The following is a 16,171-nucleotide window of genomic DNA, read 5'->3' on the forward strand; positions in this document are numbered from 1 at the left end:
AGCACCCGGGCCTGTTGCTTTCTATATCACGGCTCTGAGAAAGGCCTGCGCCGTTTCGTTGTCCACTTTGGACATCGTGATTGTTGTTTCGGGTACCGGCCCAAGCTCGTGGCGCGCATAGACCTCGCTTTCGCTTTCGCGTGGCCCCAGATAGCGCTCCGCCACCGGAACCGGGATTTCGGCCCAGTCCCAGGGGGTCACGGCCACCGCCGCCTGAACGGCGTCCGGGCGGCGCGAGGCGAGCGCGAGCGCCAGCCAGCCGCCGTAACCCTCGCCCATCGCGGCGACCCTTCGCAGATCGAGATCCGGGTGTTTGTCGGCGGAGGCGCGCAGGCCGTCAATCTGGTCGGCCAGCGCGATATCCGCCAGCCGCCGATGCGTGACCTTCTCGAAACCCGGTGACACGCCTAGGGTTCCGCGCCCGTCGATGAGGACGACGGCGTAACCGGCCGCAGTCCAGTGGCGCGCGAAGGCAAAGCACTGGTTGTCCGCCCGCACCTGCTGCTGGGTCGGATCGCTGGGGAGCAGGAGCAGCACCGGCAGCCGCCGCCCGAAGACGTGGCCGGGTGGGTAGAGCACGGCCGAGGGCAGCTTGCGATCGGTGACCCTGTCCACGGTCGGCAGCGCGTTGGGACCCGGGACGTGGCCGGTTATCTCGGCCACCTCGGAACCCGCGTGCAGGACAACCCACTGCGTCGTGTCCTGGCTCCACGAACGGAAGCCGGTCACCACGGTGTCCCCCGCACAGGCCGCGGTGTGCCAGCCGGGCGCGGTGGTCAGCCGGTGCACCACCATCGCGCCGCTGGACGCGCCCCTGACCCGGTAGAGGTGCTGCTCGGCCGGCTCCGCTTCGCTCGCCTCGACCAGCAGATCGCCCAGCTCGCCCCCAGCCGCGCGCGGCCCAAGCCGCCCAACAACTCTGCGCACATAAAGGCTGGGCGGGGTAAGCAGGGTGCCATCGGCGAAAAGGCAGCGCGCGTCATAGCCGTCGTGGGCTATCTCGCCGCCGACCAGGACCCGGCCGTCGGCCAGATGCTTCGGCGTGCCCGGGATCGGGTTGACCCATCGGGGATCGGCCAGCTCGGCGTGCACCTGCGTCTCACCCGTACGGCGGTCGACCGCGAGGATCAGGCCGTGCGATTGGGAGCGGCGCAGGACGGTGATCAGGGGACTGCCGTCGGCCCACGAGACGATGCCGAGGTACGGGTAGATCTCCCTGTCCCAGTGCACGTCGACCCACCCGCCATCGAGGTCGAGCAGGTGCAGCGAAACCTGGTCGTGGTGCACACGGGCGGCGAGGATCGTCTCGCCGTCCGGGGCCCACCACCAACCGGCGTCGCGGCCGAAGTAGGTGCCGGAGTCGTCGAGCGCCCCCCAGCGCACCGCCTCCTCACCGGCCATCAGCTCGTCTGAGCCGTCTTCGCGGACCACGCGGATGGTGTCCCCGGCCAGGTAGGCGATGCGCCTTCCGGTCGGGTCGGGTTTGGCGGAGTGGGCCTGGCCCGCGGTGGCGAGCTTGCTCACCGAACCGCCCGCTTCCCGGCGGTGCAGCACACCATCGGCCAGCCACGTGACCACCCGGCCGGTACGGTCGGCCGCGTACTCCTCGACGCCCACACCCAGCAGCGTGACCTGCCCGCTGGGCACGTCACAGACGCGCAGTTCACCACCGCGCAGATGCCACACACGCATCCCGTCGGCGCTGACGGCGACCTCAGCCGCGGTCAACGCCAGCTCCTAGCAACGAAAGCCCCCATGAGCCGGATCGTATCGGCGCAGCGAGGGCCTACGTGGCCAAACGGGCTAGAGTGACGGAATGGCTCGCAGCATCCTGTTCGTTCACGCTCACCCCGACGACGAGTCGATCGGCACCGGCGCGACCATGGCTCACTACGCGGCCAGCGGCGCCCACGTGACGCTGGTGACGTGCACCCTGGGCGAGGAGGGCGAGATCCACGTTCCGGCGCTGGCCCAGCTGGAAGCGGCACAGGCCGACCAGCTCGGTGGCTACCGGTTCACCGAGCTTCGGGCCGCCTGCGCGGCGCTCGGCGTCGCGGACGTCCGTTTCCTTGGCGGGCCTGGAAAATATCGCGACTCGGGGATGATGGGCACGCCGGCCAACGAGCACCCGCGGGCGTTCTGGGGCGCCGATCTCGACGAGGCGGCCGCCTTCCTGGTGGAGATCATGCGCGAGACCAGGCCCCAGGTGATGGTGACCTACGACGCCAACGGCTTCTACGGCCACCCCGACCACATCCAGGCGCACCGGGTGGCGATGCGCGCCGCGGAGCTGGCCGGCGAGGACGCGCCCAAGAAGATCTACTGGACGGCGATGCCGCTGAGCGTGCTGAAGGCCGGGATAGAAGCCTTCGCCGAGTCGGAGAACAACCCGTTCGGCGACGTCACCGATATCAGCGAGTTCCCTTTCGGTACACCGGATGAAGACATCGCGGCATGCATCGACGGCTCGGACCATCACGACGCGAAGGTGGCCGCGCTGAAGGCACATGCCACCCAGATCCCCGAAACCTCTTGGCTCTACTCGATTGCGGGCAATTTCGGCCAAGAGTTCATGGGCGTGGAGTATTTCACGCTGGCCGTCGGCGAGCGCGGTCCCTCGAACGGCCCGTACAACTGGGAAGAAGATCTGTTTGCGGGTCTTTGATTTACTTTTGCGGCTATTCGGCATCGTGCTTTCGGTGCTGATGGCCGTCGGGTCGGCTGTGCTTGAGGCGACCGCCACGCCAGGATTTTGGGTCTATCCGGTGGTAGCTGCCATTGCAGGCAATGCTTTCCTGGTCTGGTTTGCACACTCTACTGTGGATAGATCGTGGGCGCCTTGGATCCCTGCCCTCGCCTGGTCTGCGACGATGATTGCCCTGGTAGGCGGCACGAGCGAGGGTGATCAGATCGCCAACTCGGTCACTGGATTGGCGACTTTCGCGGCTGGAGCACTGACTTTTTTCGTTGCCGTAGCGTTACGTCCCCGCTCTGATGACAGGCGAGCGCCGTTTTAGCGGGTGCGGTAGGTTGCGCTTCTACTGAAAACCCGATCACCTACGGGGAGAAACCCTTTATGGATATGCGCTTTGGGCGTTCGCTTCGGCGCGCCGGGGCAACTGCAGCCGTGTTCTTTGCCGCATCGGCGTTCGCGGCTCCGGCGGCCTTCGCCGCCGACACGACCTCCGACCTCGATGTGCAGCTGCAGGGTGTGACCCTCGCTGGCGGCGCAACCGAGAAGTCGGGTTCGTTCACTGTCACCAACAATGGTCCGCAGGCTGCGACCAATGTGGGTTTCAAGCTGGATGCTTCCGGTCTTGACGCCACCAAGGTGACTTTCGAGTTCGATGGCGGTGACTGCACCGAGGTCGCCAAGGTTTGGGACTGCGAGTACACCGGCACCATCGACGCCGGTGAGACCTGGGACAACTGGTACACCATCAAGCGCATTGGCGACGCCACGGGCGAGGTGGGCACCCTCAAGGTGACCGTTTCGCACGACCAGGACGAGAACACCGACAACAACTCCAAGTCCGCGGTCATTGAGCTCAGCAAGACCGTTGGCGTCGACCTGGTCGCCGACGCTGAGGACATCTATGTCACCAACGCCAGCCACGAGGTCCAGCACGGCCAGGCCGTGCAGCCGGGTGCGCAGACCGAGTTCATCATGTGGGTCGGCAACCAGGGCTCGGTGACCTCGGCGAACCAGAAGATCTGGATCAAGTTGCCGGAGCACGTCACGTTTGTCGGCAGCGAGCCTGACTGCGACTACGAGACCGGCGACACCGAGACCACTTGCAACTACTTCGGCAGCGTGCTCGAGGCCGACGACTTCGACAAGTTCTGGTTCGACGTCAAGATCGACGAGAGCGTGGCCGGCCCGGTCGTCCTGGGCGGCGGCAAGGTCGTCGTGGTGGACGTGCAGGTGGCTCCCGAGGCACGTGCCGCGGCGGCTGCGCCGACCAACCGCGCTTCGGTCAACAACGCCGACCGTGACGTGACCGACAACTCCGACGAGTTCGCTGCCTATGTCGCCAAGAAGGACGGCGGCCAGGGTGGCGGTCTCCCGGTGACCGGTGTTCAGATCAGTCTGATCGCCGGTATCGGTGGGGCTGCTGTTATCGGAGGTGGCGCGCTGCTCCTGCTCTCGCGCCGTCGCCGGGCCACGGTTGCCTGATCAACCCTGACTCACCCCTGAATGCGGGCCCCGGTTCACGCCGGGGCCCGTGTCTATTTCTGGCTCACCCAGTCGCCGCCCGAGGGCCGCAGGCCCGGCTTCCCCGCGCCTGCTTGACGGCGCGGCCCTGACCCAAGCCCCCGGCCCCCGGCCCCCGACCCAAGCCCCCGGCCCCCGGCCCCGACCCAAGCCCCCGGCCCCCGACCCAAGCCCCCGGCCCACCCCTGGGCGCCGCAGCCGCTTATGCGGCGGGCGCGCCAAAGTGCGCTTCATCTCATCAAAATGGGCGTGTCGGGCATATCCGGCTAATCTAGCGATCTATGCGACGATGGAGTTGGCTGGCCGCTGGAATCAGCGCGGCGCTGGTGTTCACCCTGGGCGGTGCGGCCGCCGCCTACGCGGCCTACCCCGATGTCCCCCACCACGTGACTGTGCTCGGCATCGAGATCGGCGGGAAGTCCAAGGCGGGTGCCAAGCGAGCCCTCAACGAAGGCCTCGCGAAGCGGGCCGGGGACCTGGCTCACCCGATGACCGTCAAGATCGAAGGCAAGGTGGCCACCATCCAGCCGGAGGATGTCGGCCTGGCCGTGGATGTCGACGCCACCGTGGGCAAGGCGGCCAAGGTTTGGCCGAACCCGATCACGGCGCTGTTCGGCCGCGCAGAGGTTCGGCCGGTGGTCTCCGTGGACGCCAAGCGTCTGGTGGCGGCACTCAAGCCGACCGCGGACGCGATCAGCACTCCCGCCACCCTTCCCGGCATCACCTTCGAAGGCACCACACCCAAGCCGATCTACCCGGTGACCGGGCGCGGGCTGGACGCGCAACGGGCGGCTGAAGCCGTGCGCAACGCCTGGCTCCACGAAACCGAAGCGGTCGTGCCGATCGCCGACATCGTTCCGGTGAGCACCGCGGCCGACGTGGACGCGATGATGGCCGAGCTGGCGCTGCCGGCCGTGGCCGGGCCGGTGACCATCCAGACCGAGAAAGGCCCGCTGACCGCGACCCCGCAGCAGATCGCGGCGAGCCTGGTCATCACCTCCGACGAGTCGGGAAAGCTGACCCCGCACGTGGACGAGGCGGCTCTGCGGGCGGCGTTGAAGTCCGAATTGGACAAGGTGGAGGTGCATCCCCGCAACGCCACCGTGGGCGACGGCCAGATCGTCGCCAGCTCGGCCGGCACCCTGCTCGACACCGCCGCGCTGGCCACCGATCTGCTGCCGGTGCTGGCCAAGCCGAGCCCGCGGGAGGTGTCCGCGGCGATCAAGCCGGTCGAGGCCGCGACCACCACGGCCGAACTCGCCGCGCTGGGCATCAAGGAGCAGGTGTCGACGTTCACCACCTCGTTCTCCGGTGGCCTCAGCTCGCCGCGCAGCATCAACATCATCACCGGCGCCAAGAAGGTCGACGGCGCGCTGGTCAAGCCCGGAGAAACCTTCTCCCTCAACGGTTACACCGGCCCCCGCGGTTACGCCGAGGGATACCAGGACGCCCCGATCATCATGAACGGCAAGCTGACCCCGGGTGTGGGCGGTGGCATGTCGCAGTTCACCACCACCCTGTTCAACGCCGCCTACTATGCGGGGCTTGAGGATGTGGAGCACCAGCCGCACACCATCTACTTCTCGACCTACCCGTCGGTCATCGAGTCAACGATCTTCTATCCGAACCTGGACCTGAAGTTCCGGAACAACACGCCCTACGGGATCCTCATCGATACGTCTTACACCGAAGACTCATTGACGATCAGCATGTGGTCGACCAAGGTGTATGACAGCGTCACCACCGAGTGGGGCGCCAAGCGAAACTGGGAAGAACCTGAGACGGTCACCGTCCCCGCCGGTCCGGGCTGTATAGCCCGAGAGGGTGGCAAGGGCTTCGCCCAGGACGCCTGGCGGATCTTCCACAAGGAGGGTAAAGAGGTGCAGCGGGAGAAGTTCTCGTGGCGCTACGATGCTGAACCACGCGTGACCTGTGGGACGCCAAAGTCCCAGTAGGACTTAGGAGTTTCAATGAAAGATTTCATCCTGCGGTGGCGGGAGGTCGGCATCGTCGCCCTCGTCCTCTTCGCGATCAATGTCGCTGGCCGGGTGGTGGCCGCCAAGTTGATCAAATCGGAGAACCAGCAGGTGCTGGAGGACAGGCAGTCGCTGGCCGGGTTCATCACGCTGGGCACGATCTTCCTCGTGTACTTCGGGCTCACGCTCTACTGGGGCCGCAAGCGCACCATGTGGAAGGTCTGCACCGAGCTCGGCTTCGCCGGTGTCATCAGCTGCGTGCTGGCAATCTTCGTCGGGCCGCTGATCATCGGGGAGTCCCCGTTCAAGGGCGGTGCCGGTGCCTTCTTCGCGCAGATCTGGCTGTGGGCAGGCATGGCCATCGGCGGGGTGTTCCTCGGCTATGTCGGGCTCATCTCCTTCACCGCCGACTACAAGTCGCGCCAGCTGAAGGCCTACGTCGATCGCGCTAAGGCTCAGCCGCGGCGCGTGTAGCGCGTGTACCAGTGGTGCGCGCGGAAGCCGAGCGAGTCGTAGAGAGCTAGGGCTGCCGTGTTGTTGTCCGAAACCTGAAGGAACGCACGCGTCGCCCCCAGCTCCTGCGCCCACCGCGCCAGCGCGCCGATGGCCGATCGGGCCAGCCCGCGGCGGCGTGCGACTTCGGCCGTCTCGATGAAGGTGAGCCCCAGCCAACGGCTCGTGACCGTGCCGCGTGCCATGCCAAGCAAAACGCCGCTTTCTTGGTACCCAGCAAAAGCTAGCTGAGGCACAGCGGTGAGCACGTGGGCCGCGGCGGCCGGCAACACCCCACGCCTGCCCTTGATCATTTCGAGCATCTGCTCGCTCGGCCTGTCGGCGAGGGTGAACTCGGCACCGGCTGGGGTGGCCGCCACCAGATCGGGAAGGTCGATGGCCCGCACCAGCACGCTCTGACCCGGCGCCCAGCCAAGGTCGGTCAGCCGCCGCGCGACCGGCCGGCCCAGCGGCAGCGGAACGTCGAACTGCGCGGGAAGCCCGTGCTGGTCGTAGAAGGCGACCACCGCGGCGACCGCCTCCGAGAACGGCAGACCCGGGTCGCCCAGCGGCAGCGCGCTATTGGCCCGGCCGGTGAACCCCTCAGACGCGCGCAGCTGCCACTCGCCCAGCTGTTTGACGACCACGGCCGGCATCGCCTGTGCGGCAGCGCGCTCCAACCCGGCGAGATCGGGGATACGCTTACTTCGATGGACCTCATCGAGTGGAACGCGAATCTTGCCTCGTAAGGTCGCGACCGTGAGATGTGTCTCGGAAAGCTCGGTCAACTCGCCCAGAATGTCCGTGAAGCGGGTGCCGACCCGCCTGCGTACGACCACCCGAGAACCCAGATCACGGTTATCCAACACTGAGTACCCACCTCCCGCACCGGGATACTAGGCTGCACCTCGTATAAACGCGTGGAAGGACGACCCGTGACCTACATCATCGCCGAGCCGTGCGTGGACTTGCTGGACAAGGCCTGCATAGAAGAGTGCCCGGTCGACTGCATTTATGAGGGCAACCGGATGCTCTACATCCACCCGGATGAATGCGTGGACTGTGGGGCCTGTGAGCCCGTCTGTCCGGTTGAGGCCATCTTCTACGAAGATGACGTGCCGGAGCAGTGGAAGGACTTCACAGACGCGAACTATCGCTTCTTCGACGACCTCGGCTCGCCTGGCGGCGCTTCGAAGGTCGGCAAGATCGACGCGGACGCGGCTTTCGTGGCGGCCCTTCCTCCGAAGGAAACAGAGCACTGAGCCAGCTCGTTTCGGCCGGCCTGCCAGACTTCCCCTGGGATCTGCTGGAGCCGGCCAAGGCAAAGGCGGCCGCACACGCCGACGGCTTAGTCGACCTGTCGATGGGCACGCCCGTCGATTCAGTACCCGAGGTGGTGCAACGCGCCCTGGCACAGGCTGCTGATGCGCCGGGCTACCCGCTCACCTCGGGCACGCCTGCCCTGCGGGCGGCCATCACCGCCTGGGTCACCCGCGCCTGCGCGGCGGCCCCGGGCTTCGGGGTGTTGCCGTCGATCGGGTCCAAGGAGCTGGTGGCGTGGCTGCCCACGCTGCTCGGGTTGGGGCCGGGGGACACCGTCGTCCTCCCTGAGGTCTGCTACCCGACCTACGAGGTGGGCGCTCGCCTGGTGGGCGCCACCGTTCTTCGCACGCTTTCCGGCGACCCCCGGCTGGTCTGGATCAATTCGCCGTCGAACCCGACCGGCGAGGTGCTGGCGCCTTCGCGGCTGGCCGAGATCCTGCGCTGGGCGCGGGAGCGCGGTGCCATCGTGGCCAGCGACGAGTGCTATCTGAGTCTGCCTTGGACAAAGGAGCCGGTTTCCGTGCTCTCCCTGTGCGAGGGCGACTACACGGGCGTGCTCGCGCTGCATTCGCTTTCCAAGCGCTCCAACCTTGCCGGGTACAGGGCGGGGTTCGTGGCCGGGGACCCGGCTCTGATCCAAGAGCTGCTCGCGGTTCGCAAACACACCGGGATGATCATACCCGCGCCGGTACAGGCGGCGATGATCGCGGCGCTCGGCGACGAGTCGCATGTGGACGCCCAGCGCGCCCGCTATGGCGCGCGCCGCGAAATCCTGCTGGCCGCGCTGACCAAGGCCGGCTTTCAGGTCGAGCATTCCGAGGCGGGGCTCTACTTCTGGGCCACCCGCGGCGAAGACTGCTGGGAGACCGTCGACTGGTTCGCCCAGCGCGGCATCCTGGTCGCCCCGGGCACCTTCTACGGCCCGGCCGGGCATCGCCACGTCCGGGTGGCGCTCACTGCCAGCGACGAAAGGGTCGAAGCCGCGGCGGACAGGTTGGCTTAATCTGGGGACATGTATGTCGCGAAGGTGAAGGTCGAGAACATCCGGGGGTTCCACGACGCCCGGAAGGTAGGCCTCAACCTTCCTGCCGCGCCGGGCTGGTGTGTCCTGATCGGACCGAACGGCTCCGGCCGCACCACCCTCCTGCAGTCCATCGCGCTGGCCATCGGCGGGCCCTCCTTCGCGCCTGCCTTCGTCACCGGCGCGGCCTGGGTCAGCGCGGGCAAGGAGCGCGGCGGCATCGAAGTCGACCTGGTGCCGGGGGAGCAGGACAGGTTCGCGCGCGGATCGGCAACGCCCGAGGGGCACATCTTCGCCGACCTCGTGGTCACCGCTTCGGGGGTGTCAGTCGACAGCAACGTCGGGCGCAGCGGGCCGTGGCAGGAGAACCCGGTCGGATGGTTCGCCGTGGGCTACGGCGCCTATCGGCGTCCCGCTGCCGCGGCCGCACGCCCGCAGCCACGCCTGGCCGGCCTTTTCCGCGCCGACTCCACGCTCTCCGAAACCGTGACTTCGGCCGCGGTTTCGCTTATCCGCGATGGCCTGCTGCCCGAGGACCACACCGTCGAAGCCGACTCGGAGGGCCTCTGGGTGACCCGAGCCGGGGTGCGGCTCGCATTGCGCGATCTGGGAGATGGCTACCGCAACCTCATCGCGCTCGTCCTCGACCTGGTGCGCCAGCTGCACGCCGCGGGCCTGACCGCCGAAACCGCGACCGGCGTGGTGCTGCTGGACGAGGTGGAGGCCCACCTCACGCTCGAGTGGCAGCAGTGGATCGGCGGCTGGCTGCTCGCCCACTTTCCCGGCCTGCAATTCATCGTCAGCACCAACAGTCCCTACGTCTGCCAAGCGGCCACGCCCGGTGGTCTCCTCTCCCTGTCCGGCCCGCCGCGGGTGGTCGACGGCGACCTCTACGAGCGGGTCGTGCACGGCAGCGCCGAGGACGTGGCGCTCTCCGAGCTGTTCGGGCTCGAAAGTGCTTATCCGCCAAGGGCTCGGCGGCTGCGCCAGGAGCTGGTCGAGCTGGAGGTGCGGGTGCTTGACGGGGATGCCAGCGAGGTGCAGCTGGCCAGGTACAGGGAGCTGCAGGAGCTGCTCGTCAGCTCGCCAACCGCGCGAGCGGCGGAGATCGCGGCCAGGCTGCGGCGCCGATAGCGATGATCTACATCCGACGGCTTCCTCTGGCAGTTCCGCTGGCGGACCAGCTCAACCTGCTCACCAGCGTCCTCGTCGGCCACGGCGCCGACGCCCGCAAACACGCACGCGACCTGTGGAACCGCAGCCGCCAGCCGCGACGCGAGCTGCGTGAGACGCTCAACCGGATGGCGCCGGGATACCAGCGCTGCATGTACTGCGGTGACAGCGAAGGCACCAGCGTCGACCATTTCGAGCCCATCGCTCGCAACCCGGTGCGCACCTTCGACTGGCTCAACCATCTGCTGGCCTGCTCGTTCTGCAACAGCAGCCAGAAGGGCAGCCGGTTCCCGGTCGATGAGGAAGGGCAGGCCCTGCTGATCGACCCGACCATCGAGGATCCTTTCGACCACCTGGTGTTGAGCCTGTCCGCGGGCGAGTACAGGGCCCGCACCCGCAAAGGCACCGAAACCATCGCGGTGCTGGGCCTGAACCGTGCCGTCCTGGTCGCCGGGCGTCAGCACGCGAGAGCCGTTATCGGGCAAGCCCTGCGCCAATGGTTCGCCGGCGACCGAGCCGAGCGCATCCGCCAGATCCGCACCATACGCATGCAGCCGCTGGCCGACGTCTACCAGGCGATGATCCGGTACGCGGTGGCCCCCGGTGCTCAGCACCTTTTCGCCACCGAGCCGGACCTGCTGGAAATCCTCCGCGACCCCGAGCTTCAGGAAATGTAGAGCCCTCTAATCGTTGGCGTGCAGGGCGGCGTTGAGGGTGATGCCGGTGCCGCTGCGCGGGCGGGCTTCCAGGGCGCCGGTCACGGAGTTGCGCAGGAACAACACATTGTCCACACCGGACAGCGCGCTGGCTTTGACGATCTCGCCGGTCTCGACCAGGGTGACCTTCGAGCCCGAGGTGACGTAGCAGCCGGCCTCGACGACGCAGTCGTTGCCCAGGGCTATGCCGATGCCGGCGTTCGCGCCGACGAGGCTGCGCTCGCCCACCGAGATGACGATCTGACCGCCGCCGGAGAGGGTGCCCATGATGGAGGCGCCCGCGCCGATGTCCGAACCCTCGCCCACGACGACGCCCGAGGAGATGCTGCCCTCGACCATCGAGGTGCCCAGGGTGCCGGCGTTGAAGTTGACGAAACCCTTCTGCATCACCGTCGTGCCGGAGGCCAGATGCGCGCCCAGCCGCACCCGGTCGGCGTCGGCGATCCTTACCCCGGAGGGGACGACATAGTCGGTCATGCGGGGGAACTTGTCGACGCCGTAGACGGCAAGGTGGCGGCCGGCGGCGCGTTCGATGAGGCGCAGCTCGTCGACTCGTTCCGGCGGGCACGGCCCGGCGCTGGTCCAGGCGACGTTGGCCAGCAAGCCGAACACGCCGTCGAGGTTGGCCTGGTGCGGCTGGATCAGCCGGTGGGAGAGCAGGTGCAGCCGAAGATAGGCGTCCGCGGTGCTCGCCGGCGGCTGGGCGAGAGAGTCGATGATCGTCTCGATCGGTTCCACGCGCAGCCCGGGCAGGGCCGGCTCGGCCGTCTTCAGCGGCGGGTGGCCGGTTTCCGGGTTTCCAAGGCCAAGGTGTGGGTACCAGACATCGAGCAGCTGTGATTCATGGACGGTCGCGAGGCCGGAGCCCCAGGCGGGCTGGTCAAGACGCATGGAAAGTAGGCTACCGGCATGAGTTCTCCGCTTACGCCGCAGGTGCTGGCCGATCCGGTCGCGCTCACCCGGGCCCTGGTCGACATCGAGTCGGTCTCCCGCAACGAGAAGGAGATCGCCGACGCCGTCGAGGCGGTGCTCGCGCCATTGCCGCATCTGAGTGTGCAGCGGATGGGCAACACCTTGATCGCGCGTACCGATCTCGGGCGAGGGCAGCGTGTCGTGCTGGCCGGACACCTTGACACCGTGCCGATCGCGGACAACTTTCCGTCCACAGTGGACGCTCAGCGGATCTGGGGCTGTGGCTCGGCGGACATGAAGGCAGGCACCGCGCTGGCGCTGCACTTCGCCGTGACCGCACCCGAGCCGAAGTACGACGTGACCTACTTCTTCTACGATTGCGAGGAGATCGAGCACGAGTTCAACGGCCTGAACAAGGTTGCCGCGACCCATCCTGAGCTGTTGCAGGCCGACTTCGCCGTGTTGCTGGAGCCGACGTTCGGGATTGTCGAGGCGGGGTGCCAGGGCACCATGCGGGCCAGGATCCGGCTCACCGGGCGGCGGGCCCACTCGGCGCGCTCCTGGCTCGGGGTCAACGCGATCCACGCGGCGGGTGAGGTGCTCTCCCGCCTGGCCGCCTACCAGGCGCGCGAGGTGGAGATCGACGGCTGCCTGTTCCGGGAGGGGCTCAACGCGGTGAGGATAAAGGGCGGCGTGGCCGGCAACGTGGTCCCTGACCTGTGCGAGATCGAGGTCAACTTCCGTTTCGCTCCAGATCGGAGCGTGGAGCAGGCAACTGCCCACCTTTCCGAGGTATTCGACGGGTACGAGATAGAAATCGCCGATTCAGCCCCGGCTGCCATGCCGGGCCTGGGCGCGGCCGCCGCGAAGGGTTTCATCGCAGCAGTAGGCACCGCGCCCAGGGCCAAACTCGGCTGGACCGACGTGTCTCGCTTTGCGGCGCTTGGGATCCCGGCGCTGAACTACGGGCCGGGCGATCCGAACCTCGCGCACACTCGCGAGGAGCACGTGGAGATTGAAAAGATCGAGGCCGGCGCGCAGGTGCTAGGACGTTGGCTCGTCGGATGAAACGGACTCGGCCTCGGCGAGCGCGGTGGCAACCGCGATGCGACGGGCGGTCACCAGGGCGCGGATGCGCTGGCGCATAGCTTGGCGCTGACGATGAAGGTCAGAACGGTTAGTCACAGTGATCGCCCCCTCCACTTGCCCCATTAGTGGTCGATGCTGCTTGTATGACGCCTCAGCTTCTCTCGAGGTTGCGACATTTTCATGTGAGTTAGCTGTACGGCGGCTTGTCCGGCCAAACGATCCTGCGAGGCTAGGGTTATGGGCATGACGCATAGCGACCGAAGGCCTGAGCGGCACCGCGGGCCGGTGACCCTGCGCCGCGAGGCTGTCTCGTCAGGAACCGCAGACCAGGCCCTTCTCGACTCGGCCGGACGTCCGGATTGGAAGGTTCGGGACGCCTGGCGCACGCTGCGCATTCTCAGCGAGTTCGTCGAGGGTTTCGATACGCTCAGTGATCTCCCCCCGGCGGTGAGCGTTTTCGGCTCTGCGCGAAGCGCCCCCGATTCGGCCGAGTGCGACCTGGCTCGCCGGCTCGGCCACGCTCTGGCCAAAGCGGGCTACGCGGTCATCACCGGCGGCGGGCCGGGCGTGATGGAGGCCGCGAACAGAGGCTGCACCGAAGGCGGTGGCCTGTCGGTCGGGCTGGGCATTGAGCTTCCCTTTGAACAGAGCGTCAACGAGTGGGTCGATGTGGGCATCGACTTTCGCTACTTCTTCGCGCGCAAGACCATGTTTGTCAAATATGCGCAGGCGTTCGTCGTCCTGCCGGGCGGGTTCGGCACCATGGACGAGCTGTTCGAGGCGCTGACCCTGGTCCAAACCGGCAAGGTGACGCGTTTCCCGGTGGTGCTGATGGGCGTCGGCTACTGGTCTGGCCTGCTGGAATGGATGCGCACCACGATGGCCACCCGCGGCATGATCTCGCTGGAAGACCTGGAGATGCTGCTGGTGACCGACGACGTGAACGAAGCTGTGAAGCACATTTTGGAGTCGGACCTGTCGCCCCCTCGTGGTGAAATGGCGCCATGACGAGCGGCCGTCAGTGGAGGTTGGTCCGGGCCGGGGCCCGCGATCACCCGCCGCTGACCCCTGACCCGGTGCAGCGGCAGGTGATTGCGCACGTGCGCGGCCCGCTGCTGGTGCGCGGGGCGGCCGGCTCGGGCAAGACCAGCACCCTGATCGAGGCTGTGGCGCAGCGGGTGGCGCAGGGGGTTGACCCGCAGCGCATCCTGGTGCTTACCTTCGGGCGGCGTGGCGCGCAAGAGCTACGCGAGCGCCTCGAGGCTCGGGTCAGCCGGGAAAACGTCACCTCCGAGCCTTTGGTGCGCACGTTTCCTGGCTACGCCTTCGGTCTGCTGCGGCGGGCCTCCACGCTGCTCGGTGACCCGCCACCTCGGCTGCTGACCGCGCCCGAGCAAGACCTTGTCATTCGCGAGCTGCTGCCCGGCGACGCCGGGTGGCCACACCATCTTGCGCCGGCTCTTGGCACCCGCGCCTTCGCCGAGCAGTTGCGCGATCTGTTCCTGCGCGCCGCCGAGCGTGGGGTGACCGCCGACGATCCGCTGTGGTCGACGCGCGACGACTGGGTCGCCGCGGCCCGGTTCATGCGCGAATACGAGCAGGTCATGGCGTTGCGCGACGCCTCAACCCGGGGCTCGGCGGGCTATGACCCGGCCGAGCTGGTCCGGGCGGCCACCTATCTGCTCGACACCGAGCCGGGCCTGCTGCGCTCCGAGCAAGACCGGGTGGAGTTCCTCTATGTCGACGAGCTGGCCGACACCGACCCCGCGCAAATCGAGCTGCTGCAACGGGTGGCGACCGGCAAGGCGCTGATCGCCTTCGGCGACGCCGACTCGTCCACGTTCGCGTTCCGGGGCGCCGATCCCACCATCATGCGCACCTTTCCCGATGTCTTCCCCGGCGCGGCCATGGTCGAGCTGGGCATCCGGCATCGTGGCCGGCCCCGGGTCGAGGCCTATGCGTTGCGCAGCAGGGCAAGCGAGGCCGCCTATGTGGCGCAGCGCTTGCGCCAGGCCCACCTCGCCGAGGGCGTGCCCTGGTCGGGCATGGCGGTCATCATGCGTTCGGCAAGCAACCAGCTGGCCACCTACGAGCGGGCGCTGCGCCAGGCCGGCATTCCGACACTGGTGCACGCCGAGGATCTTCCGGTCCATCTGCAGCCCGCGGTGAAACCTTTCCTCCTCCTGCTGCGCTGCGCCCTCGACCCCGCGCAGCTGACCGAGGAGAACGCCGTCGCACTGCTTCACTCCCCGCTGGGCGGCGCCGACCCACTCGCCGAACGCAAGCTGCGCCAAGGCTTGCGGGCTCTGGCCGGCCCGGAATACTCCTCCGGCGAGCTGATCGTCTCGGCCTTGAACGATCCGGCCGAGCTGGTGGCGCTGGAAAGGCGATGGGCCGAGCCTGCCGCCCGGGTGGCGAAACTGCTTGCGGTGGCGAGGGAGACCGCGTCCGGCAGCGCCGAAGAGGTGCTCTGGGCGGTGTGGCGAGAAAGCGGGCTGGCCGAGCGGTGGGCCGCGCTGGCCACACGTCCCTCGATCGGCGTTGACCAACAACGCCGGGCTGAGACCGCCGATCGCGATCTCGATGCCATCATGGTGCTCTTCGACGCCGCCGCCCGCTTCACCGATCGGCTTCCCGGCGCACGGGTCGACACCTTCCTCGAACATGTTGCCGCCCAACAACTTCCGGCCGACTCGCTCGCGGGCAGCGGTGACCGGGGTGAGGCCGTGCGGTTGCTGACCGCCCACGCGGCCAAGGGCCAGGAGTGGGAATTGGTGATGGTCTCCGGTGTCCAGGAGGGGGTCTGGCCCGACCTTCGCTTGCGCGGCAGCCTCCTCGGGTCCGAGCAGCTGGTCGACGAGGTGTCGCAGCGCGCGGCTCCGGGCGCGGTGGCGCAACGGGTGGCTCAGACCACGGCGCTGTTGCGCGAGGAGCGCCGCCTGTTCCACGTAGCGACCACCCGAGCCCGCCGCTGCGTCATCGCCACCGCGGTCGACTCGAGCGCGGTGGGCGGCGCAGATGGCGAGGAGCGGCCAAGCCGCTTCCTCCACGAGCTTCTCCGCCAAGCCGCCGACCCACCACCAGCAGACCCAACCCCACCACCGACCGTCGGCCCACCCGGCCCCGGCCCCGGCCCAAGCGGAGGTGCGGGTGGCGGCACCGGCCCGAGCGGCACTGGCCCGAGCGGCACTGGCCTGAGCGGCACTGGCCTGAGCGGCACTGGCCTGAGCGGCACTGGCCTGAGCGGCACTGG

At 67.9% G+C, this 16,171-nt stretch carries 15 protein-coding genes; 12 read left to right on the forward strand and 3 right to left on the reverse strand.

From position 1 onward, the window contains the following. Positions 1-21: 21 nt before the first annotated feature. Positions 22-1,728 carry a S9 family peptidase gene (locus Rhe02_RS40565; protein WP_239124367.1) on the reverse strand — a complete coding sequence of 569 codons (1,707 nt, stop codon included), beginning with the start codon at positions 1,726-1,728 and terminating at the stop codon, positions 22-24. A gap of 88 nt (positions 1,729-1,816) precedes the next feature. Between Rhe02_RS40565 and mshB the strand changes: the two genes are divergently transcribed. The 5 genes from mshB (at position 1,817) to Rhe02_RS40590 (ending at position 6,666) form a co-directional block, all read left to right on the forward strand. Then, on the forward strand, positions 1,817-2,665 hold the full coding sequence (mshB, locus tag Rhe02_RS40570) for an N-acetyl-1-D-myo-inositol-2-amino-2-deoxy-alpha-D-glucopyranoside deacetylase (protein ID WP_203913825.1): 849 nt from the start codon (positions 1,817-1,819) through the stop codon (positions 2,663-2,665). After that, a complete protein-coding gene (locus tag Rhe02_RS40575; protein WP_203913826.1) occupies positions 2,652-3,017 on the forward strand; it encodes a hypothetical protein in 366 nt (121 codons plus the stop codon). Before mshB ends, Rhe02_RS40575 begins: the two co-directional genes overlap by 14 nt. Before the next feature lie 59 nt (positions 3,018-3,076). Next, positions 3,077-4,177, forward strand: coding sequence for an LPXTG cell wall anchor domain-containing protein (locus Rhe02_RS40580; protein ID WP_203913827.1), 1,101 nt, complete (start codon positions 3,077-3,079; stop codon positions 4,175-4,177). A 320-nt stretch (positions 4,178-4,497) separates the two neighbouring features. Beyond that, positions 4,498-6,171 (forward strand): VanW family protein, encoded by a 1,674-nt coding sequence (locus tag Rhe02_RS40585; RefSeq protein WP_203913828.1) that lies wholly within the window; start codon positions 4,498-4,500, stop codon positions 6,169-6,171. A gap of 15 nt (positions 6,172-6,186) precedes the next feature. Then, complete coding sequence (locus Rhe02_RS40590) at positions 6,187-6,666, forward strand: hypothetical protein (protein ID WP_203913829.1); 480 nt, start codon at positions 6,187-6,189, stop codon at positions 6,664-6,666. Here the strand turns inward: Rhe02_RS40590 and Rhe02_RS40595 are convergent. Next, positions 6,648-7,553, reverse strand: coding sequence for a GNAT family N-acetyltransferase (locus Rhe02_RS40595; RefSeq protein ID WP_203913830.1), 906 nt, complete (start codon positions 7,551-7,553; stop codon positions 6,648-6,650). The two genes, Rhe02_RS40590 and Rhe02_RS40595, sit on opposite strands and share 19 nt — an antisense overlap. A 66-nt stretch (positions 7,554-7,619) precedes the next feature. On the opposite strand from Rhe02_RS40595, the gene fdxA reads away from it, so the two are divergent. Genes fdxA through Rhe02_RS40615 form a run of 4 tightly spaced genes read left to right on the forward strand, consistent with a single transcriptional unit; the run spans position 7,620 to position 10,878 of the window. Further along, complete coding sequence (fdxA, locus tag Rhe02_RS40600; protein ID WP_239124368.1) at positions 7,620-7,946, forward strand: ferredoxin; 327 nt, start codon at positions 7,620-7,622, stop codon at positions 7,944-7,946. Continuing rightward, on the forward strand, positions 7,943-9,010 hold the full coding sequence (gene dapC / locus Rhe02_RS40605) for a succinyldiaminopimelate transaminase (protein ID WP_239124369.1): 1,068 nt from the start codon (positions 7,943-7,945) through the stop codon (positions 9,008-9,010). Before fdxA ends, dapC begins: the two co-directional genes overlap by 4 nt. Positions 9,011-9,019: 9 nt before the next feature. Then, positions 9,020-10,162: an AAA family ATPase gene (locus Rhe02_RS40610; protein ID WP_203913832.1), complete on the forward strand. Its 1,143-nt coding sequence runs from the start codon at positions 9,020-9,022 to the stop codon at positions 10,160-10,162. A 2-nt stretch (positions 10,163-10,164) separates the two neighbouring features. Further along, positions 10,165-10,878: an HNH endonuclease family protein gene (locus tag Rhe02_RS40615; protein ID WP_203913833.1), complete on the forward strand. Its 714-nt coding sequence runs from the start codon at positions 10,165-10,167 to the stop codon at positions 10,876-10,878. A gap of 6 nt (positions 10,879-10,884) precedes the next feature. Here Rhe02_RS40615 and Rhe02_RS40620 read toward each other — a convergent pair whose 3' ends face one another. Then, positions 10,885-11,808, reverse strand: a complete 924-nt coding sequence (locus Rhe02_RS40620; protein ID WP_203913834.1) for a DapH/DapD/GlmU-related protein — start codon at positions 11,806-11,808, stop codon at positions 10,885-10,887. A gap of 18 nt (positions 11,809-11,826) precedes the next feature. On the opposite strand from Rhe02_RS40620, the gene dapE reads away from it, so the two are divergent. The 3 genes from dapE to Rhe02_RS40635 form a co-directional block, all read left to right on the forward strand. Next, positions 11,827-12,897, forward strand: a complete 1,071-nt coding sequence (gene dapE / locus Rhe02_RS40625) for a succinyl-diaminopimelate desuccinylase (RefSeq protein WP_203913835.1) — start codon at positions 11,827-11,829, stop codon at positions 12,895-12,897. A gap of 264 nt (positions 12,898-13,161) precedes the next feature. Continuing rightward, the gene (locus Rhe02_RS40630; RefSeq protein ID WP_203913836.1) at positions 13,162-13,926 is read left to right on the forward strand and encodes an LOG family protein; all 765 of its coding nucleotides are present in this window, start codon (positions 13,162-13,164) and stop codon (positions 13,924-13,926) included. Further along, on the forward strand, positions 13,923-16,171 hold a 2,249-nt coding region (locus Rhe02_RS40635), incomplete at its 3' end, for an ATP-dependent helicase (RefSeq protein ID WP_203913837.1). The genes Rhe02_RS40630 and Rhe02_RS40635, both read left to right, overlap by 4 nt.

This window comes from Rhizocola hellebori, from assembly GCF_016862955.1.
Taxonomy (GTDB): domain Bacteria; phylum Actinomycetota; class Actinomycetes; order Mycobacteriales; family Micromonosporaceae; genus Rhizocola; species Rhizocola hellebori.

What these genes read in the sequence shown, in the direction of transcription:
- mshB (WP_203913825.1), top strand. Translation starts at nt 1,817, where the DNA reads ATGGCTCGCAGCATCCTGTTCGTTCACGCTCACCCCGACGACGAGTCG.
- Rhe02_RS40580 (WP_203913827.1), top strand. Translation starts at nt 3,077, where the DNA reads ATGGATATGCGCTTTGGGCGTTCGCTTCGGCGCGCCGGGGCAACTGCA.
- Rhe02_RS40585 (WP_203913828.1), top strand. Translation starts at nt 4,498, where the DNA reads ATGCGACGATGGAGTTGGCTGGCCGCTGGAATCAGCGCGGCGCTGGTG.
- Rhe02_RS40590 (WP_203913829.1), top strand. Translation starts at nt 6,187, where the DNA reads ATGAAAGATTTCATCCTGCGGTGGCGGGAGGTCGGCATCGTCGCCCTC.
- Rhe02_RS40610 (WP_203913832.1), top strand. Translation starts at nt 9,020, where the DNA reads ATGTATGTCGCGAAGGTGAAGGTCGAGAACATCCGGGGGTTCCACGAC.
- Rhe02_RS40615 (WP_203913833.1), top strand. Translation starts at nt 10,165, where the DNA reads ATGATCTACATCCGACGGCTTCCTCTGGCAGTTCCGCTGGCGGACCAG.
- Rhe02_RS40620 (WP_203913834.1), bottom strand. Translation starts at nt 11,808, where the DNA reads ATGCGTCTTGACCAGCCCGCCTGGGGCTCCGGCCTCGCGACCGTCCAT.
- dapE (WP_203913835.1), top strand. Translation starts at nt 11,827, where the DNA reads ATGAGTTCTCCGCTTACGCCGCAGGTGCTGGCCGATCCGGTCGCGCTC.
- Rhe02_RS40630 (WP_203913836.1), top strand. Translation starts at nt 13,162, where the DNA reads ATGACGCATAGCGACCGAAGGCCTGAGCGGCACCGCGGGCCGGTGACC.